Origin of the sequence: Mesorhizobium sp. M0751, from assembly GCF_040320265.1 — a bacterium.
Lineage (GTDB): Bacteria > Pseudomonadota > Alphaproteobacteria > Rhizobiales > Rhizobiaceae > Mesorhizobium.
Genome location: NZ_JAMYPH010000016.1, coordinates 30,280 through 50,274 on the forward strand (window position 1 = coordinate 30,280; position 19,995 = coordinate 50,274).

Annotated in this window: 22 protein-coding genes and 1 pseudogene; 7 read left to right on the plus strand and 16 right to left on the minus strand. The window is 62.3% G+C overall.

All coding sequences use genetic code 11. The annotated features are described in order from the left end of the window. Nucleotides 1-74: 74 nt before the first annotated feature. The 4 genes from NKI19_RS22700 to NKI19_RS22715 are packed head-to-tail and all read right to left on the minus strand — an operon-like array spanning nucleotide 75 to nucleotide 4,990. Nucleotides 75-1,550, minus strand: a complete 1,476-nt coding sequence (locus tag NKI19_RS22700; RefSeq protein ID WP_352491976.1) for an aldehyde dehydrogenase — start codon at nucleotides 1,548-1,550, stop codon at nucleotides 75-77. Beyond that, nucleotides 1,547-2,605 carry an LLM class flavin-dependent oxidoreductase gene (locus NKI19_RS22705; RefSeq protein WP_352491975.1) on the minus strand — a complete coding sequence of 353 codons (1,059 nt, stop codon included), beginning with the start codon at nucleotides 2,603-2,605 and terminating at the stop codon, nucleotides 1,547-1,549. Before NKI19_RS22705 ends, NKI19_RS22700 begins: the two co-directional genes overlap by 4 nt. 5 nt (nucleotides 2,606-2,610) lie before the next feature. Further along, nucleotides 2,611-4,410 (minus strand): alpha/beta fold hydrolase, encoded by a 1,800-nt coding sequence (locus tag NKI19_RS22710; protein WP_352491974.1) that lies wholly within the window; start codon nucleotides 4,408-4,410, stop codon nucleotides 2,611-2,613. Continuing rightward, nucleotides 4,403-4,990, minus strand: a complete 588-nt coding sequence (locus NKI19_RS22715; protein ID WP_352491973.1) for an amino acid synthesis family protein — start codon at nucleotides 4,988-4,990, stop codon at nucleotides 4,403-4,405. Before NKI19_RS22715 ends, NKI19_RS22710 begins: the two co-directional genes overlap by 8 nt. A 141-nt stretch (nucleotides 4,991-5,131) precedes the next feature. On the opposite strand from NKI19_RS22715, the gene NKI19_RS22720 reads away from it, so the two are divergent. Together NKI19_RS22720 and dusA are read left to right on the plus strand one after the other, a co-directional pair. Then, nucleotides 5,132-5,803 carry a GntR family transcriptional regulator gene (locus NKI19_RS22720; RefSeq protein ID WP_352491972.1) on the plus strand — a complete coding sequence of 224 codons (672 nt, stop codon included), beginning with the start codon at nucleotides 5,132-5,134 and terminating at the stop codon, nucleotides 5,801-5,803. A 200-nt stretch (nucleotides 5,804-6,003) separates the two neighbouring features. Next, nucleotides 6,004-6,996, plus strand: coding sequence for a tRNA dihydrouridine(20/20a) synthase DusA (dusA, locus tag NKI19_RS22725; RefSeq protein WP_352566236.1), 993 nt, complete (start codon nucleotides 6,004-6,006; stop codon nucleotides 6,994-6,996). Between the two features lie 9 nt (nucleotides 6,997-7,005). On the opposite strand, the gene NKI19_RS22730 is transcribed toward dusA, so the two are convergent. Both NKI19_RS22730 and NKI19_RS22735 read right to left on the minus strand, forming a co-directional pair. Then, nucleotides 7,006-7,710, minus strand: a complete 705-nt coding sequence (locus tag NKI19_RS22730; protein ID WP_352491295.1) for a TIGR02281 family clan AA aspartic protease — start codon at nucleotides 7,708-7,710, stop codon at nucleotides 7,006-7,008. Nucleotides 7,711-7,723: 13 nt separating this feature from the next. After that, nucleotides 7,724-7,957, minus strand: coding sequence for a DUF1289 domain-containing protein (locus tag NKI19_RS22735; RefSeq protein WP_031193575.1), 234 nt, complete (start codon nucleotides 7,955-7,957; stop codon nucleotides 7,724-7,726). Nucleotides 7,958-8,154: 197 nt separating this feature from the next. On the opposite strand from NKI19_RS22735, the gene NKI19_RS22740 reads away from it, so the two are divergent. Then, entirely contained in the window at nucleotides 8,155-9,153 is a 999-nt protein-coding gene (locus NKI19_RS22740) for a nicotinate-nucleotide--dimethylbenzimidazole phosphoribosyltransferase (protein WP_352566245.1), read from the plus strand. Nucleotides 9,154-9,157: 4 nt separating this feature from the next. On the opposite strand, the gene NKI19_RS22745 is transcribed toward NKI19_RS22740, so the two are convergent. Beyond that, nucleotides 9,158-10,672 (minus strand): sensor histidine kinase, encoded by a 1,515-nt coding sequence (locus tag NKI19_RS22745; protein WP_352491296.1) that lies wholly within the window; start codon nucleotides 10,670-10,672, stop codon nucleotides 9,158-9,160. Nucleotides 10,673-10,747: 75 nt separating this feature from the next. Here NKI19_RS22745 and NKI19_RS22750 point away from each other — a divergent pair, with 75 nt between their 5' ends. From NKI19_RS22750 to NKI19_RS22765, 4 genes and pseudogenes are all read left to right on the plus strand, one after another. Next, the gene (locus tag NKI19_RS22750; protein WP_352466227.1) at nucleotides 10,748-11,371 is read left to right on the plus strand and encodes a thermonuclease family protein; all 624 of its coding nucleotides are present in this window, start codon (nucleotides 10,748-10,750) and stop codon (nucleotides 11,369-11,371) included. Nucleotides 11,372-11,412: 41 nt separating this feature from the next. Then, nucleotides 11,413-12,024, plus strand: coding sequence for a glutathione S-transferase (locus NKI19_RS22755; RefSeq protein ID WP_352491297.1), 612 nt, complete (start codon nucleotides 11,413-11,415; stop codon nucleotides 12,022-12,024). 13 nt (nucleotides 12,025-12,037) lie between these two features. After that, a pseudogene (locus tag NKI19_RS22760) lies at nucleotides 12,038-12,655 on the plus strand (uracil-DNA glycosylase family protein); the annotation flags it as partial. A 202-nt stretch (nucleotides 12,656-12,857) separates the two neighbouring features. Continuing rightward, nucleotides 12,858-13,349, plus strand: a complete 492-nt coding sequence (locus NKI19_RS22765) for an Lrp/AsnC family transcriptional regulator (RefSeq protein WP_023675006.1) — start codon at nucleotides 12,858-12,860, stop codon at nucleotides 13,347-13,349. A gap of 11 nt (nucleotides 13,350-13,360) precedes the next feature. Here the strand turns inward: NKI19_RS22765 and NKI19_RS22770 are convergent, their stop codons facing one another. The 9 genes from NKI19_RS22770 to mobA all read right to left on the minus strand — a co-directional run bounded on the left by NKI19_RS22770 (nucleotide 13,361) and on the right by mobA (nucleotide 19,977). Then, nucleotides 13,361-13,933 (minus strand): DUF3299 domain-containing protein, encoded by a 573-nt coding sequence (locus NKI19_RS22770; protein ID WP_352566235.1) that lies wholly within the window; start codon nucleotides 13,931-13,933, stop codon nucleotides 13,361-13,363. A 69-nt stretch (nucleotides 13,934-14,002) separates the two neighbouring features. Then, the gene (locus tag NKI19_RS22775) at nucleotides 14,003-14,584 is read right to left on the minus strand and encodes a GNAT family N-acetyltransferase (protein WP_352491299.1); all 582 of its coding nucleotides are present in this window, start codon (nucleotides 14,582-14,584) and stop codon (nucleotides 14,003-14,005) included. Beyond that, on the minus strand, nucleotides 14,544-15,248 hold the full coding sequence (locus NKI19_RS22780) for a DNA alkylation repair protein (protein ID WP_352491300.1): 705 nt from the start codon (nucleotides 15,246-15,248) through the stop codon (nucleotides 14,544-14,546). Before NKI19_RS22780 ends, NKI19_RS22775 begins: the two co-directional genes overlap by 41 nt. A gap of 7 nt (nucleotides 15,249-15,255) precedes the next feature. Beyond that, complete coding sequence (locus NKI19_RS22785; RefSeq protein ID WP_352566233.1) at nucleotides 15,256-16,125, minus strand: NAD(P)-dependent oxidoreductase; 870 nt, start codon at nucleotides 16,123-16,125, stop codon at nucleotides 15,256-15,258. A 64-nt stretch (nucleotides 16,126-16,189) separates the two neighbouring features. Next, nucleotides 16,190-17,017: an ABC transporter permease gene (locus NKI19_RS22790; RefSeq protein WP_023675012.1), complete on the minus strand. Its 828-nt coding sequence runs from the start codon at nucleotides 17,015-17,017 to the stop codon at nucleotides 16,190-16,192. Then, nucleotides 17,014-17,727, minus strand: a complete 714-nt coding sequence (locus NKI19_RS22795) for an ABC transporter permease (protein WP_023675013.1) — start codon at nucleotides 17,725-17,727, stop codon at nucleotides 17,014-17,016. The genes NKI19_RS22790 and NKI19_RS22795 overlap by 4 nt, the downstream gene beginning before the upstream one ends. Before the next feature lie 118 nt (nucleotides 17,728-17,845). Beyond that, nucleotides 17,846-18,628 (minus strand): ABC transporter substrate-binding protein, encoded by a 783-nt coding sequence (locus NKI19_RS22800; protein WP_292653573.1) that lies wholly within the window; start codon nucleotides 18,626-18,628, stop codon nucleotides 17,846-17,848. Nucleotides 18,629-18,841: 213 nt separating this feature from the next. After that, nucleotides 18,842-19,351 carry a molybdopterin-guanine dinucleotide biosynthesis protein B gene (gene mobB / locus NKI19_RS22805; RefSeq protein ID WP_352491302.1) on the minus strand — a complete coding sequence of 170 codons (510 nt, stop codon included), beginning with the start codon at nucleotides 19,349-19,351 and terminating at the stop codon, nucleotides 18,842-18,844. Next, nucleotides 19,348-19,977, minus strand: coding sequence for a molybdenum cofactor guanylyltransferase MobA (gene mobA, locus NKI19_RS22810; RefSeq protein ID WP_352491303.1), 630 nt, complete (start codon nucleotides 19,975-19,977; stop codon nucleotides 19,348-19,350). The genes mobB and mobA overlap by 4 nt, the downstream gene beginning before the upstream one ends. Nucleotides 19,978-19,995: the final 18 nt, after the last annotated feature.

Sequence of the window (19,995 nt, forward strand, 5' to 3'; positions counted from 1 at the left end):
CTCTGTTGTTTTCGTTGTTGTCTGTTCGCGATCGGTCGTTTTCGCCTTGATCGCGCATCTCCGGCCAGCGGCGGCTACCGCATGACAAAAGGATCGGGAATCGGGTCGTCGGAGGTGCGTATCCACACCGATTTCGAACGCGTGTAGTCGCGGATCGCATCGAGGCCGCCCTCGCGGCCGAGCCCGGATTGGCCGTAGCCGCCAAACGGAACCAGCGGCGAGACCGCCCGATAGGTGTTGATCCAGACCACGCCGGCATGGATGCCGCGCGCCATGCGGTGGGCTTTTGCCAGATTGGTGGTGAACACGCCGGACGCCAGGCCGAACTTCGTGTCGTTGGCGAGCGAAAGCGCTTCAGCTTCGCTGTCGAAGGCAAGCACCGAGAGCACCGGGCCGAAGAGCTCTTCGCGCACGCAGGCAAGGGTCTGATCAGGCGCGTCGATAATCGTCGGCGCGTAATAGAAGCCGCCCGCCATGCCCGTGGGGCGGATGCCGCCGGTGACCAGCCGCCCGCCGGCGGCCAGGCTTTCAGCAACGATCTTCTCTATCCATGCGCGCTGGCGCGAGGTGGCGAGCGGTCCCATTTCGGTCGCGGGATCCTGCGGATCGCCAATCCTGATCGCCTCGGCCTTGCGCTTGAGCCGGGCGAGGAGTTCGTCCTTCACGGAGCGCTGGACCAGCAGCCGTGAGCCGGCGACGCAGCTCTGGCCGGTGGCAGCGAAGATGCCTGCAACGACCGCGTTGGCGGCGCTGTCCAGATCGGCATCGGCAAACACCACGACCGGGCTTTTGCCGCCGAGCTCGAGCGTCGTGAAGGCGAGGTTTTCCGCCGTATTCCTGACGATCTGCCGAGCGGTCGAGGGACCGCCGGTGAAGGCGACGCGGGCGACGAGCGGATGACTGGTCAGGCGGTGACCGCAATCGTGGCCGAAGCCGGTCAGGATGTTGACGGTCCCGGCGGGAAATCCCGCCTCATGGACGAGTTCGGCGAAGGCCAGCAACGGGGCAGGGCCGTCTTCCGATGCTTTCAGAACGATTGTGCAGCCGGCCGCCAGCGCCGGCCCGAGCTTGACGGCGGACAGGAAGAGCTGCGAATTCCACGGCACAATGGCGGCGACCACTCCGATCGGTTCGGGCCGGATGGTTACTTCCATGTCGGCCTTATCGATGGGGACGAATGAGCCCTCGTGCTTGTCGGCCAGCCCGCCATAATAGCGGTAGTAGTCGCCGACATAGGCGATCTGGGCGCGGGTCTCGCGGATGATCTTGCCGGTGTCGCGTGTCTCGAGTTCAGCCAGCCGGTCGGCATTGGCGACCACCAGATCGCCGAGCCTCACCAGAAGCTTGCCGCGTGCCGTTGCCGTCATCGCTGCCCACGGGGCGGAGCGCAGCGCCCGGTGAGCGGCTTCGACGGCGCGGTCGACATCATCAGATGATGCAGCTGGCATCGTCGCCCATGGCGCGCCCGTCGAGGGATCGATGCTGTCGAAGGTCGCCGCCACTTCGACGAAGCTGCCGTCTATATAGTTCCTGAATTGAGTGGTGCTCATCGCAATCTAGCTTTCGGCTCGGAAAAGGCCGGCATCACCCTGTCGATGAAGAGCTGCAGCGATTTCTTCTTGCGCTGATGGGAAAGGCCGCTGTCGATCCAGATCGAATACTGATCGTAGCCGAGCGCTTCGTAGGCCTTCAGCCTGGCGATCACCTCGTCGGCTTCGCCAATGACCAGGTTCTGCTTGATCTTGTCAGGCGCATATTGCGGCATGGCCCGGATCTCGTCTTCGGTCAGCGCTTCCATCATGCCCTGGTGCACCGGCTTCTTGTTCTGGAACCAGGCGCCGAACTGGCAGTAGAACTGCGACAGATCCTGCGCGAGCCGGTCAGCATCCGCGGCGTCCTCGGCGACGAAAGTATGCATAAGCAGCATGATCTCCGGCCTTGGTACGTCGGGGTGGGCATTGCACGCCGCGTTGAAACGCTCCATCAGGCTGGCCACTTCATCATCGCCCGAGGCAAGCGGCGTAACCTGGACGTTGCATTTGCTGGAAACCGCAAAGTCGTGCGAGTTCGGATCGCGTGCGGCCACCCAGATCGGCGGATAAGGCTTTTGCAACGGCTTGGGCGACGAGGTGGTTGAAGGAAACGACCAGAACTCGCCGGCGAGTTCGAAGTCACCATCCCAAAGGCCCCGGATCGCTGGCACCATCTCGCGCATACGCTGGCCGGCACCCCAGGCCTCGAGGCCTGGGAAAAGTCGCTGGTATTCATAAGCGTAGGCGCCGCGCGCAATGCCGATGTCGAGACGGCCGCCGGTGATGACGTCGGCCATCGCCGCTTCGCCGGCAAGCTTGATCGGGTGCCAGAATGGCGCGACGATGGTTCCGGTGCCGAGCCGGATGCGCCTGGTTTTGGCGGCGAGCCAGGCGATGTTGATGAACGGATTCGGCGAGATGGTGAATTCCATCCCGTGATGCTCGCCGATCCAGGCAGTCTCGAATCCTGCCTTTTCGGCCTGCAGCACCAGCTCCTCCAACTCGCCGACAAGCTCGGAATGCGGCTTTGCCAGATCCGACCGCTCCATGTGGACGAAAAGCGAAAATTTCATCGGTTTCACCCGCGGCCGGAAAGACGAATTTGAGAAGAAGAGGGCTTGGCGAGCGGCCGGACTTCGCCTTCGACCTCGTTGCCGACATAGACGCCGAATGCATCTTCCGTACGTTCGCGCGCATAGCGGGCAAGCATCGAACGCACTGCGGGATCGGCGATCTTCAGATCCGCGATCTTCTCGATGTCGACAAGCCGCATCTGGCGATCGTCGGAACAGGGTCCCTCGACCGTTCCGCGATAATAAACATGCGTGCGCCAGGGTTCGGCGGCATCGTCCCACACCGCGAACAGGAAGCCGAGCTGGGCGTCTATGGCCTTGGCGGCAAGGCGCCCCTTGAGACTGCGCGCATCGTTCGGCGTGCCCAATCCGCGTCCGGCTGGCAATTCATGAAACCCATCGGCCGTTGCGAAGAACAGCACACGGCCCTCATTCTCGAGAATGGCGCCGATCTCCGTATCGGGGGGCGCCGCCGCCAGGGCCTCCTGGCTGAGGCCAGGCGTGACGTAGGTGCCTCTGCAATAACCGAGGGGCTGAGCTCCGTTGTGACTGAAGTCACGGACGCGGCCGATGAGGATCGAGTGATCGCCAGCATCGACCAGCTGCTCCATGCCGCAATCGAACACCGCAACGCAGCCGTCGATCAGCGGATTGCCGGTCCGGCCCGGTTGCCAGCTCACGGCCGCGAACTTGTCCGCTGCTTTGGAAGCGAAGATGCCGGAATGGGCCTTCTGGTCCTCTGACAGGATGTTGATGGCGAAACCTCTCGACGTCGAAAAAGCACTGTGCCCCAGCGCCCTCTTGGCGATGCAGACAAGCACCAGCGGCGGCTCGAGCGAGACCGAGGTGAACGAGTTGGCGGTGAAGCCGCGCGGTTCGCCTTCCGTGCTGATCGTTGTGACGATGGTGACACCGGTCAGGAAGGAGCCGAGCGCGCGCCGGAATTCGCCGCTGTCAAAGACTGCATCCGTCTCCGGGTTCACGCCAGCGTCTCCTGCCGTGTCGAGAAATTCCATGATGTGTTTGGTCACTTTTTCAGGTGAAGCCATTGCCATCATGTGCCTTTCTCCATTGAGCACGAGGCATTGACCGTGCGGCGCAAGCCTCGCCATCGCCGCCGACATGGCCGGGGTCGAATTGCTGTCTTGCGACCCGGTCATAAACAGGGCCGGTGCGGCAAGACTCGGGAGGGCATCGGCATGCTCGGCATCGGCACGGGCAAAGAGGCGATAGGTGCGCGCGTAGCCTTCGGGTTCGACCCTTTCAAGGGCGGCGCGCGCGGTAGAGGCCGCGTCGACAAGGTTCGCAGGCAGCGGGTCGCCGAACCAGCGGGCAAGTGTTGCCGCAATGGCGGAAGGATTGCCACGGGGGCCAAGCGCGGCCGCCCGCTCGCGCACGGCCTGCGTCAAGGCCGCGGGGCGGCGGAACACCGCGTTGAGGCACACGATGGCGCGAACGCGCAAAGGGGCGCGAAGGGCGATTTCCAGTGCGACCAGCGCGCCCATCGAATGGCCGACGATCGACACCGACGCCACGCCAAGATGGTCGAGCAGGCGAACCGCCTGATCGGCGAAATCCGACAGGCTGGCTTCTTCCGGCGGCAGCGGTGAAACGCCGTGGCCGAGCATGTCGATGGCGATCAGGTCATGATGGTCTTTCATCGCCGCGATCTGATCGTGCCAGATCGCGGCGTTCATGCCGACACCGTGAATGAGCAGAACCGGCGCGCCGGAGCCGGCGCGGATGAAGCCGGTGCCGTCCGGAGCCGTGTCCCGGACCCATGCGGTGGCAGCGACGTCAGCCATGCAGGTCTCCGACCTCCTTGAGGTCCTGATAGCGGTCGCCGATACGATGGTGCGGGCGGCCGCCAATCGAAGCGCCAAGCGCCACCACCAGTTCGTCGGGCGCGGGCGCGTCGCCGATTTGGAAATGTACGGTCAGATAGTGGGAGCGGCGGCCTTCGTCGTTCTTGTCCATCAGCGGGATCATGATCGGGGTGTTCGGCCCTCCGCGCAGATTGGTGAAGGCGAGATAGGTCTTGGCGCCGACCGCGCGACGGTAATGGTTGCCGAAATGCAGCGTATGGATCAGCGCCGATGCGTGCTCGATCTCGCCCGCCGTGCCGCAGACCGCGGCCTTGCCATAACCCTCTATTGCCTCGCCGGAATCGGCAACGGCGATAATCTCGCGGGTCAGCAGTTCGCCGAGGACGGGAGCAATGACACGGATCTCCGGCGACAGGTCGTCGGTGAAACCGCGGCCCGCCCAAGGGTTTGTCAGCACGGCGGCGACGCCGATCAGACGCAACGGTTTTGGGGCTTCCTTGCCGCCCTCGATTAGCGTGTTCTCGATATAGGTGACGATCTTTCGAATGGCTGGTTTCATGAAAGTCCTCGGTCGCCATGGCGCTGTGCAACGCCGAAATCTTTACATCATCTTATGGTATACCATACTATGGAGCACCAGGAGCCTTGTCAATTGGCTATGGAATCTGTTTTGTGGCCGGATTGGGGTAAGGGAGAGAAGATGTCAGGCGATACGCTGCGGATCGACCGCTCTGCCAAGACGCTGAGGACGCTGGCGCTGGAGCGCATGCGTGAAGCGATCATGGGCTTCCATTTCCAGCCTGGTGAAAGGCTGGTCGAGCGGCCGCTATGCGATCAGCTCGGGGTTAGCCGTTCCGTCGTGCGCGAGGTCCTGCGGCAGCTGGAGGCGGAAGGCCTGGTGCAGATGATACCGGGCCACGGACCCGCCGTGGCCAAGCCGGATCTCGGCCGCACCGACGAAATCTATGAATTGCGGGCGCTGCTCGAGGGCATCGCCGCGCGGGCTTGCGCCCTAACGGCCACGGACGCGCAGATCGCTTTGCTCGATGACGCCTTGACGAACCTGCTTGAGGCGTGGGCGTCCGGTGCGCCTGTCGAGGTGATGCGGGCAACGACCAAGTTCTACGAAACGCTGTTCGAGGCCGCCGACAAGCGCATTGCCTGGGAAATCGTGACGGGGCTGAATGTCCGCATCAATCAGCTCCGCTCAATGACGATCGCATCGGAGAACCGCCGCGAGCCGGCGATCGCCGAAATGACCGAAATCATGGATGCAATCCGGTCGCGCAAGCCGGACGAGGCGGAGGCGGCGGCGCGGCGGCATGTCGAATCCGCGTGGCAGATCGCCCGCAACACGCTTCGCCTTGGCTGACTGGTTTGCCGCCAACGCGGTTCATCGTTCCATGGAAGGCGTCTAACTGGTGCGTACAGCGAGGTGTGTGACGTGACCAAATTGCTTTCAGTTGCGGCGGCAAAATCGTATATCGGGTTTAGTTGGGTGTGCATCTCTTGCCAAATTGCTCTGTCATTCGAACGGAGTATCGGACGGACTGAGACAGAGAAAATAGTAAAATGAATATGTTACGCCACAAAGTTGCCGTGGCACCGATGATGGATTGGACGGACCGGCATTGCCGGTTTTTCCATCGTCAGCTGACGCGCGAGGCGCTGCTCTACACCGAGATGGTGGTGGCCGATGCGGTCATCCACGGCGCACGCGAGCGGCTGCTCGGCTTCGATGACAGCGAACATCCAGTGGCGCTGCAACTCGGCGGCGCCGATCCGGGAAAGCTGGCCGAGGCGGCGCGCATCGGCGAAACCTTCGGCTATGATGAAATCAACCTCAATGTCGGCTGTCCGTCCGACCGCGTCCAGTCGGGCACCTTCGGCGCCTGCCTGATGAAGACGCCTGTGCTCGTCGCGGATTGCGTCGCGGCGATGAAGGCGGCGGTGAAAATACCGGTTACCGTCAAGTGCCGCATCGGCGTCGATGAGCAGGATCCGGAACCGGCACTCGATGCGTTGGCCGACGCTGTTTTCGCGGCCGGTGCCGACGCGCTGTGGGTGCACGCCCGCAAAGCCTGGCTGGAAGGACTGAGCCCAAAGGAAAATCGCGACATCCCACCGCTCGACTATGGCCGCGTCTATCGGCTGAAAGCCAGAAAACAAAACAAATTCATTGGCATCAATGGTGGTATTCAATCTCTCGCAGAGGCGCTGACACATCTCGACCATGTCGATGGCGCCATGCTCGGCCGCGCCGCCTATCACACGCCAGGGATACTGACCGGCATCGATGCCGCGTTTTACGGCAGCACAGTTGAGCCGTTCGATTTTGCCGCACTGATCGATGCGATGGCGGACTATGCGGCACGCCACATCGAGCAGGGCGGCCGGCTGGGGCATATCACCCGGCACATGGTCGGGCTGTTTCACGGCCTGCCCGGTGCACGCCGCTACCGACAGATCCTTTCCACCGAGGCGACAAAGCCGGGTGTGGGACCGGAGGTGCTCAAGACGGCTTTCGCAGAGGTCGATTTCGGCAGGACCGCAGAGGCGGCCTGAGGAGAAGACTTAATCCCGCAACACCATGCGGTCACCACGGACGTCGAAGCCGGACAGCGAGCCGATGAAATTCATGCCGAGAAGGCTCTGACCGAGCGTGCCTGGTGCGGCGATCATGATGGGCATGTCCTTGCGTACGATGCCGCCGATCGACAGTTCGTCGGTTCGCACCGCGGCGGCGCGTGTCATGCCGTTGGCGGTAGAGATCGGTATGGTGAAGCGGAGAGCCGCCGAATTGAACCCGACCGCCAGCGCGTCCTCGGCGGTCAGCACGGTGCTGGTCGCGCCGGTGTCGACTACCGTCAGGATCGGCGTGCCATTGATCGTGATGCGCGCTTCGAAATGGCCGCTGCCGGCCTTGTCCAGAGTGACAGTGGCATGGCCTTCTTCCACACCCAGCGCCAGCGGACTGCCGGGAACAAGGCCGGCGGTGATGCGGCTGGCGAAATCCTGCAACTCATAGCGGTACTGATAGCCGGCGATCAGCGCCAGCACGATGGCAGCCCAGGCGCCGAGGCTGCGTGCCATGGTGCCTAACGGCCTGCCTGATCTGAGCAGGCCGGCACCGACGAGCGCCGCTAAAGCGCCAAGCCAGATCAGCTGGCTGAAGTCGTAATTCTCAATGCCGAATGTACTGCCGGCGGAATCGTTGAGCATGAGCAGGAGTACACCCGCCCCGATCGCGACGATCAGAATCCACAATAGTCGGTTCATCTCTGCGGCCGGTTCACGAGAGGGCGTCGCGTTCGCGTGCCATGCGGCTGCGACGGGTTTCCCGGCGGGGGCGTCGCTCGACCGTTTCCAGCCTTGCCGGCAGCTCGGCCATGACGCTGCGGCGGGTTTGTGGGGTCATATCGATCCAGGCGGCGATTTCCTCGCGCGTGCGCCCGCAACCGAAACAGAAGCCGGTTTTCATATCGATCGAGCAGACCAGGATGCACGGGGATTCAATGGCCGTCATAAGGATTTCCTTGGCTAGCCTCCACATGGTGCAACGACAAAGTCAATGCAAGCCCTCCGGGATGCGCCGCCAACGAATGCTTTCGCGTCAATACCGCCAAGTTGTACCGGGCCTGGAGGTTGTGCCGGCTTGAGGTTGTGCCGGCTGGCCAAGGCGGCTATGCCGCTCACCAATTCACACGGACGATCGCCATCGACATGACCAGCGCGCTGCCTTTCGACGATTTTCGCGACCTTCTGGTGAGCCTGCCGCCGCCAGATATGACGGCCAAGGCCCGCGTGCGTCAGTTGTTTGCCGAAGCAGACAAGCCCGAAGGCTCGCTCGGCCGCATCGAGGACATCGCCGCCTGGCTCGCCGGCTGGAGCGGCCGCGCGCCGCCGGCGGTGACGCGACCATTGGTGGCAATCTTTGCCGGCAATCATGGCGTCACCCGCCACGGCATTTCGCCGCGCCCCGCCGCCGCCACGGCAAATGCAGTCGAGCTCTGCGCCGCCGGCGGTGCAGCGATCAACCAGATCTGCATCGCTTACGATCTCGGCTTGAAGGTGTTCGATCTGGCTCTGCACATTCCGACAGCCGACATCACCGAGGATGCGGCACTGGACGAGCGCGGTTGCGCCGCCACCATGGCCTTCGGCATGGAAGCGATTGCCGGTGGCACCGACCTGCTTTGCCTTGGCGACCTCGGCGTCGGCAATTCGACTGTCGCCGCGGCGCTTTGCACGGCACTGTTCGGCGGCACCGGCGCCGACTGGATCGGCCCCGGATCGGGGGCCGACGCGGCAATGCAGAGGCGCAAGACGGAGGTGGTCGATGCCGCGATCGCGTTTCACGGCGCGAGCCTCAAGGACCCGCTGGAAGCGCTGCGCCGGGTCGGCGGACGGGAATTCGCAGCGATCTGCGGCGCCATTCTGGCGGCGCGGATGCAGAAGATCCCGGTGCTGCTCGATGGATTCACGGCGACTGCGGCCGCTGGTGTCCTGCATACCGCCAACCCAGCCGCGCTCGATCATTGTCTCCTTGCAAGTCTGTCGCCGGAGCCTGGTCATGCCAAGGCCGCCGAGCGCCTCGGCCTTCGCCCGCTGCTCGATCTGGGCGTCAGTCAAGGCGAGGGGGTAGGGGCGGCCCTTGCCGCCGGCCTGGTCAAGGCGGCCGCGCTGACCAGTTCAGGCATGGCAGCCGCGGTCCGCGGTTAAGCATTCAGCGCCGGCGCGAAGCAACCGCCTTGGTCGGCAGCGCCGGCAGTTCCTCCATCACCCGGCTCAGCGGGAAGATGGCGATCGCCTCGGTGCCTTCGCGCAGTCTGGAATGGAGCTGGAATTCGCCGCCATGCATGGCAAGCAAGCCTTGCACGATCGGCAGGCCAAGCCCGGTGCCCTGTTCGGCGCTCTTGATGGCGATCGAGCCCTGGCCGAAGGCCGAGAGCACGATGGGAATCTCGTCCTCCGGTATGCCCGGCCCATTGTCCTTGACGGAGAGATATTGCCCACCGCCCGCCGTCCAGCCGACGCGCACGCGGATTTCGCCGCCAGTGGCGGTGAACTTGATGGCATTGGACAACAGGTTGAGCGCAATCTGCCGCACCGCGCGTTCGTCGGCGAACAAGCGCGGCAACGTGTTTTCGAAATCCTGGACGATGCGGATGTCCTTGTTGCGCGCCTTCAGCTCCATCATGTGGCAGCAATCCTCGACGACGGAGAGCAGCATCATCGGTTCCTCGTTGAGCTGGTAGCGGCCCGCTTCGATGCGCGACAAATCGAGAATTTCGTTGATCAGGTCGAGCAGATGCTGTCCGGAGTCGTGCACGTCACGGGCATAGTCGCGATAGGTCGGGTTGCTCATCGGGCCGAGCACCTCGTTGGCCATCACTTCGGAAAAGCCGAGAATGGCGTTGAGCGGTGTGCGCAGTTCGTGGCTCATCGAGGCCAGGAAACGCGATTTCGCCAGATTGGCGTCTTCCGCCCGCCGCCGTGCCTCGTCCGACATCGATTTCGCCGTCTCCAGTTCGGCGATCAGCGCATCCTTTTCGGAGCGGAACGACAGCAGCATCAGCGAGGAACGGTTGAGCTGGCGCGCTACATAGGCGAAGAAAGGCAGCGACGCGATCAGTAAGCCTGCCATGATCACTTCGACCGGCATCCATAATTTCGCACTGGCATAAGCATAGATGGCGACCGGGAGGGCGAAGGTCGCCAACAGTGCACCGCGCAGGGACGAGGCCAGGATCGCGGTTGCCGACATGGCGAGCAGCAGCACCACCGCCTTGGCGACCTGGAACTGATCCATTTGGCAAGTTTCGCAGCCGAGCCATGCGAACCAGGCCCAGCCAAGCCCGCAAAGAAAATGGCCGATCAGGAAATCCCTATGCGTTTCCAGCGGGTTGAGCTCGGACGCTTGAGTGACGCGTCTGGCCATGAATGCAACGATGGTATAGCAGATGAATGTGAACAGCGCCCAGACGCCGATCTCCTTGCCGATGCCCGCGAGCAAGCCTGCCGCGGCCGTTGCCAGAACGAGCAGCGGGATGACGATCACGCCGCCGGTCATCGAAAGCGCGTGGAGTTTCAAAAGCTCGCGGTCGAAGTCGGGATTTCCGGCTTGCTGCGAAAGACGGTCGCGCGTCTTGCGCACCGCGCGCGCGACATCGCTGTTGCGATGGCGTTTCCTGCGGTCCACAATAAACTTGTCCGCCGTGGTCGAGCGTTGCAGGGGCATGAAGTCTTCAATTTACGCGGGCAGCAATTTCAATTCGTTAAGCTACGTTCGAATGATTAACCAACGGTTTGCCATATGAGCCGTTCGTGGTCGCGATGGCCGCGCCAGCGATACTATGCGCCGCGTCCGCGAAGCCTGTGGCGCCGACTAATGGACTATGGGCTGACACTCATCGTGCTCGGCCTGCTGATCCTCCTGGCGGCGCGCCTCGACCGGGTGGAGACGCGCAAGACGGAGGGCGCGGCCATCGTCAACGACGGCGATAGCATCACCCTCGGCAGCGAGCGTATCCGCATGCGTGGCATCGACGCCCCGGAATATTCGCAGATCTGCCGGAAGGACGGTGCCGATTATCCCTGCGGCAAGCTCGCGCGGCAGTCCCTGGTGCGGCTGATAGCCGGCAAAGCCGTCTCCTGCAGCGGCTGGCAGCGCGACCGCTACGGCAGGCTGCTCGGCGACTGCAAAGTCGGCGGCAAGGATCTCAACCGCGCGCAGGTCGAGGCCGGCTGGGCGGTCGCCTTTGGCGATTTCGAGACCGAGGAAGCTGCTGCGCGCGCGGGCAAAGCCGGCATCTGGGCCGGAACTTTCGACGAGCCGAAGAACTGGCGCGAGAGCCACGGCCATGAGCTGGTCGAAAGAAAGCACGGCACCTTGGCGTCGATCGGCGATGCCTTGCGCGAAATTTTTCGCTTCTGGTGAGTTGTGCCTATAGTTCGTGGGGACGGACGAGGAGGATGGAGATGAAGCTGTTCGACGGCGGGCGCGCGCCCAATCCACGTCGGGTTCGGATTTTTCTGGCCGAAAAGGGACTTCAGGTTCCGCTGGTGCCCGTCGACATGGGCGCGCTGGAGCACAAAGAGCAGCCGGTCAGCTCGCGCAATCCGCTGAAGCGTCTGCCGGTGCTCGAGCTCGATGATGGCACAGTCATCACCGAATCCGTCGCAATCTGTCGTTACTTCGAGGAACTGCACCCCGAGCCAGCTTTGTTCGGGCGTGGCGCGCTCGGCAAGGCGATCGTCGAGATGTGGCAAAGGCGTGTGGAGTTCAATCTGTTCGGCTGCGTCGCCGCGGCGTTCCGGCATATCCACCCCGCAATGAGGGAATGGGAGATCCCGCAAATCCCCGAATGGGGCGAGGCCAACAAGCCGAAGGCGATCGAATTCCTGAGATTTCTGGACGCTGAGCTCGCCGGCAGGGAATTCGTCGCCGACGATGCCTATTCGATCGCCGACATCACCGGGCTGGTCGCCATCGACTTCATGAAGCCGGCTCGCATCAAGGTGCCGGAAGAGTGTACCAATGTGCTACGCTGGCATCGAGAAATCTCCAGCCGGCCGAGTGCCGTCGCCTGACAACGAGTCCCCAATGAGCGAAGAATTGGAAGCCCTGACGGCGAGGGTGCGCGCCTGCCGCATCTGCGTCGATAAGCCGGCTGCCGGCCCGCTGCCGCACCAACCGCGGCCGGTGCTCAGGCCATCTTCGAGCGCGCGTATCCTGATCGCCAGCCAGGCGCCGGGCACCAAGGTCCACTTGTCAGGCATGCCGTTCACCGACGCCTCCGGCGACCGGCTGCGAAGCTGGCTAGGCGTCGGCAGCGAGGAATTCTATGACACGGACAAGTTTGCCATCGTGCCGATGGGCTTTTGCTTTCCCGGTCAGGACGCCAAGGGCGCCGACCTGCCGCCGCGCCGCGAATGTGCGCCGGCATGGCGCGCATCGCTGATGGCGCTGATGCCGCAAGTCGATATGGTGCTGACGATCGGCATCTACGCGCAAAGCTGGCATATGGGCGCGGCGCGCCGTCCCTCGCTGACGGAAACGGTCATGGATTGGCGTGCCATCTGGGCGGCGGCGACCGACCCGAAAGTCCTGCCGCTGCCGCACCCGTCCTGGCGCAACACTGGTTGGCTGACGCGCAATCCATGGTTTGAAATGGATTTGCTGCCCTTTCTGAGATCGGAAATTCGCTATCGCCTCGGCTAGGCAATCAGCAAGAAATCACTCGCTTTTGCGCTATTCAACAGAATTTCTTTCTTGTAATAGGCTTGAGCAAGAGGGAATATGGTAATTCATTCCTCGAAGCGCGTCGCGCATGAGGGGACGCACGTTAAATTCTTGTTTTTATGCATGTCGTTGTGCCAAGGCCGCTGCGCACTTTGGACGACTTGCATCAGGGGAGCACCCAATGGACCGCCTCGATAGAAAAATCCTCCGCCTCCTTCAGGAGGATGCGACGCTTGCAGTCGCCGACGTCGCCAAGAAGGTGGGCCTGTCGACGACGCCGTGCTGGCGGCGCATCCAGAAGCTCGAGGAAGAGGGCGTCATCAAGCGGCGTGTCGCCATCCTCGATCATGAAAAGGTCAATGTGCGGGTCACCGTGTTCGTCTCGATCCGTACCAATTCGCACAGCCATGAATGGCTGCGGCGCTTTTCGGAAGTTATCCAGGAATTTCCCGAAGTGGTCGAATTCTACCGCATGAGCGGCGACGTCGACTATCTCTTGCGCGTCGTGGTGCCGGATATCGCCGCCTACGACGCCTTCTACAAGCGCCTGATCGCCAAGATCGAGATCCGCGACGTGTCGTCTTCCTTCGCCATGGAGCAGATCAAATACACAACCGAGATGCCGCTGGATTACATGATGCTCGACAAGGAGTCCGGCGCCAACGCCGCCTGAGATTCTTCTGTTTAGTTCTTCTTTTTGTTCAGGAAAGTCCAGGGCGAGTTGACCGGCAGCGTGATCGTGTCCGGCACCGTGTCGACGTTGACCACCTCGGCCTTGCGCACGGTGTAACCCGACTGGATGACGCTGACGCCGTCAAGAATGAAAAGCTGGCTCTTCTCCATACCCAGTTTCAAGGAGCCGGTCACCGAAACCGGCTGGTAGGCCTCGGACATCCTGTAAGGGTGGGCAGGCGTAACGAGGACGATCTGGTTGGGCGGCGGCGTCGGCATATGGCTGCAGGCTCCCGTCCAGGGCACCAGCAGGAATTGATAGACGAGATCGCCGTCGCGATCGACCGGCAGTGCATAGCCCGCGAGTTGTACGGTCTTGTCCTGCAAGTTGAGTGACAGCGTCTCGCCATGATCCGGCATTTTGGCCGCGATCATCGGCAGCCCGACGCTTTCGGCGGCTGCCTGGCTCGCCGGGCGCAGATCCTTCCAGAAAATATGCATCGTCCCGGCGCAAGCGTTGCCTGCGACAACAGACGCGAACACTGCGGCTGCAAGCGTCGCGCCTGACTTGAGACGGTTTTTCATTCCTGCTCCACTTGCTGAGCCTTGATCTGCGGCCTATGCCAGCAAGTAAAGCTGCCGCTGTCGCCAAGGTCAACGTTCAAGCCGCATCACATGCCGGCGCGAGCCGGTCATGCCGATCTCGCGAAAGCCGCGGGCGGCGAACATGTCCCGAAAACCCATAAAGCTGTAGCTCGGCGACGCCTGGTCGACCGGATAGGCCTCGATCGTCGTGGCGCCTTTGGCAAAGGCGTGATCGATGGCTGCATCAAGCAATGCGCTCGCCAGCCCGCCGCCGCGCAACGCTCTAGGCACAAAGAAGCAGACGATCGACCAGATCCCCGCCTCGCGGTCGTCCTGCTGCCGTGACAGCTTGCGGTAGGTCTCGCGCGGCGCGACCGAGCACCAGCCGACGGTCCGGCCATCGTTCTGGGCGACAATGCCGACCGGCGTGCCGGCGTCGATCAGCGCCATCATCGCGCGTTTCTTCTCGACGTTCTCGACATGCTCGCGGCGGTCGAGATTGCGCCAAGCCATACACCAGCAGTATTTCGGCCCGCCGGGTTGCTCGAACAGGTTTTCGAAATCGGCGCGCGTCGATTGCGTCACCTCCGTGAAGCGCACTTCGCTCAGGTCAAGCTTTTCTGGTGGCGAGCCGTTCGAGCGTCTTGGCATCGGAAAGTTCCTTCACGGCGTCCTTGCCGATCCAGCGTGCAGTCTTGTCCGTCGAGGCTGCCAGTTTTTGCGCCAGGGCAAGGGCAGGGCCGTGCAAATTCATCGATCGCTTGCCGATCGAACGAAGTGCCCAGTTCACAGCCTTCTTCACAAAGTTGCGGCCGTCGGTCGCATGCGCTTCGATGATCGACAGAAATTCGAGGAAGGTCGTCTCGGGTTCCTTCTTCCGGTGAACCACCGACCAGGCCATCATCGCAAAAGCCGTGCGCCGAACGAATTCCCGTTCGTCGACCGCGAATTCGGCGATCAATTCCTTCCAGCAATCCGAATCGACAAAGAGGTCGGAGACCCCGTCGACGATATCCCAGGAATCGAAAGTCGCCGCCCATCGTCTTGCATCCGCGGCGGAGAACCGCTCCGGATCGGCCGTGACGGAAGCGATGAACTGCGCCTCCATGATGCCTGTCTGCCAAAGCTCGAAGGCACGCTCATGGTTGCGCTTGATTTTCCTGGCAATCTGCCGCTGCACGCCATGCGAGATACCGAGCGCACGTTCGATCTTGATGCCGTAGCGCAGCATGCCAAGTCGATTTTCCTCCGAGGCGATCGAGCGCAGATGAGCGACGATGTCGTCGGCGCTGGATTGAGGCGAAAGCTCGGCCACGGCGAACCTACTTCTCCAGCCTTGCCAGCAGCGAGGACGTGTCCCAGCGCTTGCCGCCCATCGCCTGCACGTCCTTGTAGAACTGGTCGACAAGTGCCGTCACCGGCAGTTTGGCGCCGTTGCGGTCGGCCTCGGCGAGGCAGATACCAAGATCCTTGCGCATCCAGTCGACGGCGAAGCCGAAATCATATTTGCCGGCATTCATCGTCTTGTGGCGGTTCTCCATCTGCCAGGAACCGGCGGCGCCCTTGGAGATCACCTCGATGACCTTTTCGATGTCGAGCCCAGCCTTCTTGCCGAAATGGATGCCCTCGGCGAGGCCCTGAACGAGGCCGGCGATGCAGATCTGGTTGATCATCTTGGTGAGTTGGCCAGCCCCGGCTGGTCCCATCAATCCGACCATGCGGGCATAAGCATCTATGACTGGTTGGGCCCTGTCGAAGGCGTCGGGCTCGCCGCCGACCATCACGGTCAGAACGCCGTTCTCGGCGCCTGCCTGACCGCCGGAGACCGGGGCGTCGAGGAATGAAAACCCGAGCGCTTGCGCCTGCTGCGCCAGTTCGCGCGCGACTTCGGCCGATGCCGTGGTGTTGTCGACGAAGACGGCGCCTTTCTTCATGGAATTGAAGCTGCCTCCGGCTCCGGTCGTCACCGAGCGCAGATCGTCGTCATTGCCGACGCAGGAAAAGACAAAATCCTTGCCCTCGGCCGCCTCCGCTGGCGTCGCGGCGAAGCTGCCGCCATGCTGGGCAGTCCACTGCTCGGCCTTGGCCCTGGTGCGGTTGTAGACGGTGACGTTGTGACCGCCCTTGTTCTTGAGATGCCCGGCCATCGGATATCCCATGACGCCAAGACCAAGAAATGCCACCGAAGCCATGTTGTCGAATCCCTTAGAACCCTGCTTTGCGGTCTTCTTACCGGATCAGGCAAGGCGATGGGAGTCAGCGGTGCAGATGGATAGTGATGCGCCGTTCGATCCACTCGACGCCGTGGCGCAATGTTTCGACGATGATCAGATAGATGATCGCCGCCCAGATATACGACTGAAAGTCGAAGGTGCGCGCATAGGTGAGCCGGGTGATGCCCATCAAATCGTAGACGGTGATGATGGCGACGATTGCCGAGCCCTTGATCATCAGGATGATCTCGTTGCCATACGGGCGCAACGCGACGATCAGCGCCTGCGGCAGGATGATCTTCCACATCGTCTGCAGTTTGTGCAGGCCAAGCGAGGCGGCACCTTCCCACTGGCCCCTCGGCACGCTCTCGATCGCGCCACGCAAAATCTCGGCCTGGTACGCAGCCGTATTCAGCGAAAAGGCGAAGATCGCGCAGTTGAACGCTTCGCGGAAGAAGCCCCACAGTCCGACCATCTCGAGCTCCGGCCGGAAGGAGCCGACCCCGTAGTAGACCAGGAAGGTCTGCGCCAACAGCGGCGTTCCGCGAAAGAAATAGACATAGGCATAGGCGAACCCCGAAAGGATCGGGTTCTTCGACATGCGTGCATAGGCGATCGGCACCGACAGGATCGCGCCAAGCACAATCGAGATGGCAACCAGCAACAGGGTGATGCCGAGGCCGGATATGTAGCCGGGTGCATATTTCTGGAAGAACTCCGGGTTCCAGGCAGCGACCAGGTAGACGACCATGCCAATGCCGAGAGCGATCCACAGGCCGACCAGGACATGGCCGAGGATGCGTTGGCGCGACCAGCCGCGTGCGGGCGGCGGCGGCCGGTCGACCTTCAGCGTGTCGGTGGCCAGGCTCATCTCTTGACCTCGCTGCCGCCGACCGCTCGTTCGATCGCATTGATCCCGAAGGAGGAGACGATCGCCAGCAGGAGATAGATCAGGCCGGCAAAACCGTAAAACAGGAAGGCGTGCTTGGTGACGCGAGCGGCAACCCCGCTCTGCCGGAGGATCTCGTTGAGGCCGACCGCCGAGACGAGGGCGGTGTCCTTGAGCAGGATCAGCCACAGATTGGCAAGTCCGGGCAACGCGATGCGGATCAACTGCGGCAGCACGATCAGCCGCATCGTCTGACCGCTGGACAGGCCAACTGAATAGCCTCCCTCATATTGCCCTTTTGGAATGGCACGGAAGGCGGATAAAAATACCTCGCTGGAATAAGAGGAGAAAATAAAGCATAGCGCGATCATGCCGGCGACGAAGCTGTTGACGTCGGCGGACGTTCCGGGGCTCACCAGCCGGACAATGTACTGCAGGATCAATGGGATGCCGAAGAAGATCAGAAACAGCGTGAGCAGCTCGGGTATTCCGCGAAAAATCGTGGTGTAGATGTTCCCGGCCAGCCTCAGCGACGGCTCTTCCGACTGTTTGGCCAGCGCCACGAAAAAGCCGAGCGTCAGCCCAAATGGCAAAGTGGCCAGCGCAAGACATACCGTGACAAACACACCCGCGGCGATGTCGTCGAGCCAGCCTTCGGGTCCCCAACTGAGAAGCGTCAGTGCGCTCTGCATCCGCCTGCTTGTTCTCCTTGAGGCTCTTTGAGACCCGTGCCGCGTCACCCCTCGTGCGCGGCATCCTTATAAGAACGGCGGGAATCTCCCGCCGTTCACGCCGTCCTATGTCGGTCGATCAGGACTCGCCGCCATAGACGTCGAATTTGAAGTACTTGTCGTTGATTTCCTTGTACTTTCCGTTCGCGCGGATGGCGTCGATCGCCGCATTGAACTGGTTGACCAGATCGGTCTCGCCCTTGCGCACGGCAATGCCGGCGCCCGGACCGTGGATTTCGATAACCGGCTGGATTGTGCCGACCAGCTTGCAGCAGGCGCCGTCCGGCGAATCCAGCCATTGCTGCAGCACGACGACGTCGTCATTGGCGGCATCGAGCCGGCCATTGGCCAGATCGAGCTGGTATTCCTGCGCGGTCGGGTACGGCTTGACGGTGCTGTCGGTATAAGTCTTGGTCGAATAGTTGAAATGCGTGGTGGACGCCTGCACGCCGATTGTCTTGCCGGCCAAGTCTTCCTTGGTGACACCCTTGATGTCGGTGTCCTTGGGCGCGGCGATCGCCGGCGGCGTATTGTAATATTTGTGGGTGAAGTCGACCTTCTCGGCGCGTTCCGGCGTGATCGACATAGACGCGACGATGGCGTCGAACTTGCCTGCCTGAAGGGCTGGAATGATGCCGTCCCAGTCCTGCGCGACAAAGGTGCACTTCACCTTCATCTCGTCGCAGAGCGCCTTGGCAATGTCGATATCGAAGCCTACGAGCTGGCCGTCGGCTGTCAGATTGTTGAATGGGGGATAGGCTCCCTCGGTGCCGATCCGCAAGGTTTTTTCCTGGGCCTGGGCAACGCCAAGCGTCAGCAGCGCAGCCGATGCGGCGAGCGCGATACGCAGTGCAATACGCATAATGGTCCTCTCTGTTGGTCCCGGCCGTCGTTCCCGAACGGCTCTGTGGGCGGTGCTTTTGACCGCCCGCTGGCGCGATACTCCCATTCTTTCCCAAGAAAAAGCAACTGCAAAACCGTCGCTTGAGGGAAGGTCATGTTCAGAAAGCGATGACGCTGGGTCAGACGCCTAAATTGGAAAGCAAGCGGGCGGAAACTGTCTTCTGCCGCATTCTCAGCGCGACAGGCCGGTGGCGCGCTCGATGAAGTCAGCTATCGAATTCGTGTCGTCGAGATCGAAAACCGGCAAGTCTTCGCCGACAATGGGGAAGTCGGACGCGATGGCGACAATGTGTGGATCGCCTGCCGAGAGCGGTGTCCGGTCCTTGGCCTCGAGCCGTCTCGTCTCGATTTTCTTGTGCGCCTCGCGCTTGTACCCCTCGACCAGCACGATATCGGAGGGTACCAGCCGTGACAGGATCGCGTCCAGCGTCGGCTCGTCCTCGCCCCGCAATTCGTGCATCAGCGCCCAGCGCCTGCCCGACACGACCGCGACCTCCGTCGCTCCCGCCTGCCGGTGGCGAAAGCTGTCCGCGCCGGGTTTGTCGATGTCGAAATCATGATGGGCGTGTTTTACAGTCGACACTTTCCAGTTGCGCCGGACGAGTTCTGCTACCAGCTTTTCGGTCAATGTCGTCTTGCCGGAGTTCTTCCAGCCGGTGATGCCGAAAATACGTCTTTTCATGGCTCGATGCTCTGCAACAGATGCGCGGCCTGGGCAAGGTCGTCCGGAGTGTTGATGTTGAAGAACGGATCTATCTCGGCCCCGCCGGATTTCAGGATGGGAAATTCCACCTCGACAAAACCGTGCCGGTCGATGAACGCCGAAACGCGCCGATTGTCTTCCTCGACGAGAAATTGTCGCAAGACCTGGCCGGAACTCAGCGGCCACAGCGCAAAGGTCGGATGCCGTTTGCCGCCGGAACAGGCGACCGCAATCGAGCCGGGGCGTTCGTCGGCTGCCGCAAGCAGCCGCTCGACCATGTCCCTGGGCAGGAAAGGCGTGTCGCCGGCAGCCGTGACCAGCGCCTGGCAAGTCGTGTCGAAAGCCCATTCGAGGCCGGTCAGGATCCCGGCAAGCGGCCCGGCATAACCCTTGACGGTGTCGGCAAGCACCGGAAGCCCCGTCGCGGCAAACCGTGCCGGATCGCCATTCGCGTTTAGCGCAAGCGGGCCGACTTGCGGGCCAAGGCGCGAAACGACACGGTCGAGCAGAGTACCGTCGCCAAGTGCAAGCAGGGTCTTGTCGCCGCCACCCATCCGGCTCGACCGGCCGCCGGCCAGAATGATCCCTGCAATATGTCGGCCCATCGTTTGCTGCCTAGACCC

Bases quoted from the DNA above. Each gene is read 5' to 3' on its own strand.
- NKI19_RS22700 (WP_352491976.1), bottom strand. From the start codon at position 1,550: ATGAGCACCACTCAATTCAGGAACTATATAGACGGCAGCTTCGTCGAA.
- NKI19_RS22705 (WP_352491975.1), bottom strand. From the start codon at position 2,605: ATGAAATTTTCGCTTTTCGTCCACATGGAGCGGTCGGATCTGGCAAAG.
- NKI19_RS22710 (WP_352491974.1), bottom strand. From the start codon at position 4,410: ATGGCTGACGTCGCTGCCACCGCATGGGTCCGGGACACGGCTCCGGAC.
- NKI19_RS22715 (WP_352491973.1), bottom strand. From the start codon at position 4,990: ATGAAACCAGCCATTCGAAAGATCGTCACCTATATCGAGAACACGCTA.
- NKI19_RS22720 (WP_352491972.1), top strand. From the start codon at position 5,132: ATGTCAGGCGATACGCTGCGGATCGACCGCTCTGCCAAGACGCTGAGG.
- dusA (WP_352566236.1), top strand. From the start codon at position 6,004: ATGAATATGTTACGCCACAAAGTTGCCGTGGCACCGATGATGGATTGG.
- NKI19_RS22730 (WP_352491295.1), bottom strand. From the start codon at position 7,710: ATGAACCGACTATTGTGGATTCTGATCGTCGCGATCGGGGCGGGTGTA.
- NKI19_RS22735 (WP_031193575.1), bottom strand. From the start codon at position 7,957: ATGACGGCCATTGAATCCCCGTGCATCCTGGTCTGCTCGATCGATATG.
- NKI19_RS22740 (WP_352566245.1), top strand. From the start codon at position 8,155: ATGACCAGCGCGCTGCCTTTCGACGATTTTCGCGACCTTCTGGTGAGC.
- NKI19_RS22745 (WP_352491296.1), bottom strand. From the start codon at position 10,672: ATGCCCCTGCAACGCTCGACCACGGCGGACAAGTTTATTGTGGACCGC.
- NKI19_RS22750 (WP_352466227.1), top strand. From the start codon at position 10,748: ATGAGCCGTTCGTGGTCGCGATGGCCGCGCCAGCGATACTATGCGCCG.
- NKI19_RS22755 (WP_352491297.1), top strand. From the start codon at position 11,413: ATGAAGCTGTTCGACGGCGGGCGCGCGCCCAATCCACGTCGGGTTCGG.
- NKI19_RS22765 (WP_023675006.1), top strand. From the start codon at position 12,858: ATGGACCGCCTCGATAGAAAAATCCTCCGCCTCCTTCAGGAGGATGCG.
- NKI19_RS22770 (WP_352566235.1), bottom strand. From the start codon at position 13,933: ATGAAAAACCGTCTCAAGTCAGGCGCGACGCTTGCAGCCGCAGTGTTC.
- NKI19_RS22775 (WP_352491299.1), bottom strand. From the start codon at position 14,584: ATGCCAAGACGCTCGAACGGCTCGCCACCAGAAAAGCTTGACCTGAGC.
- NKI19_RS22785 (WP_352566233.1), bottom strand. From the start codon at position 16,125: ATGGCTTCGGTGGCATTTCTTGGTCTTGGCGTCATGGGATATCCGATG.
- NKI19_RS22790 (WP_023675012.1), bottom strand. From the start codon at position 17,017: ATGAGCCTGGCCACCGACACGCTGAAGGTCGACCGGCCGCCGCCGCCC.
- NKI19_RS22795 (WP_023675013.1), bottom strand. From the start codon at position 17,727: ATGCAGAGCGCACTGACGCTTCTCAGTTGGGGACCCGAAGGCTGGCTC.
- NKI19_RS22800 (WP_292653573.1), bottom strand. From the start codon at position 18,628: ATGCGTATTGCACTGCGTATCGCGCTCGCCGCATCGGCTGCGCTGCTG.
- mobB (WP_352491302.1), bottom strand. From the start codon at position 19,351: ATGAAAAGACGTATTTTCGGCATCACCGGCTGGAAGAACTCCGGCAAG.
- mobA (WP_352491303.1), bottom strand. From the start codon at position 19,977: ATGGGCCGACATATTGCAGGGATCATTCTGGCCGGCGGCCGGTCGAGC.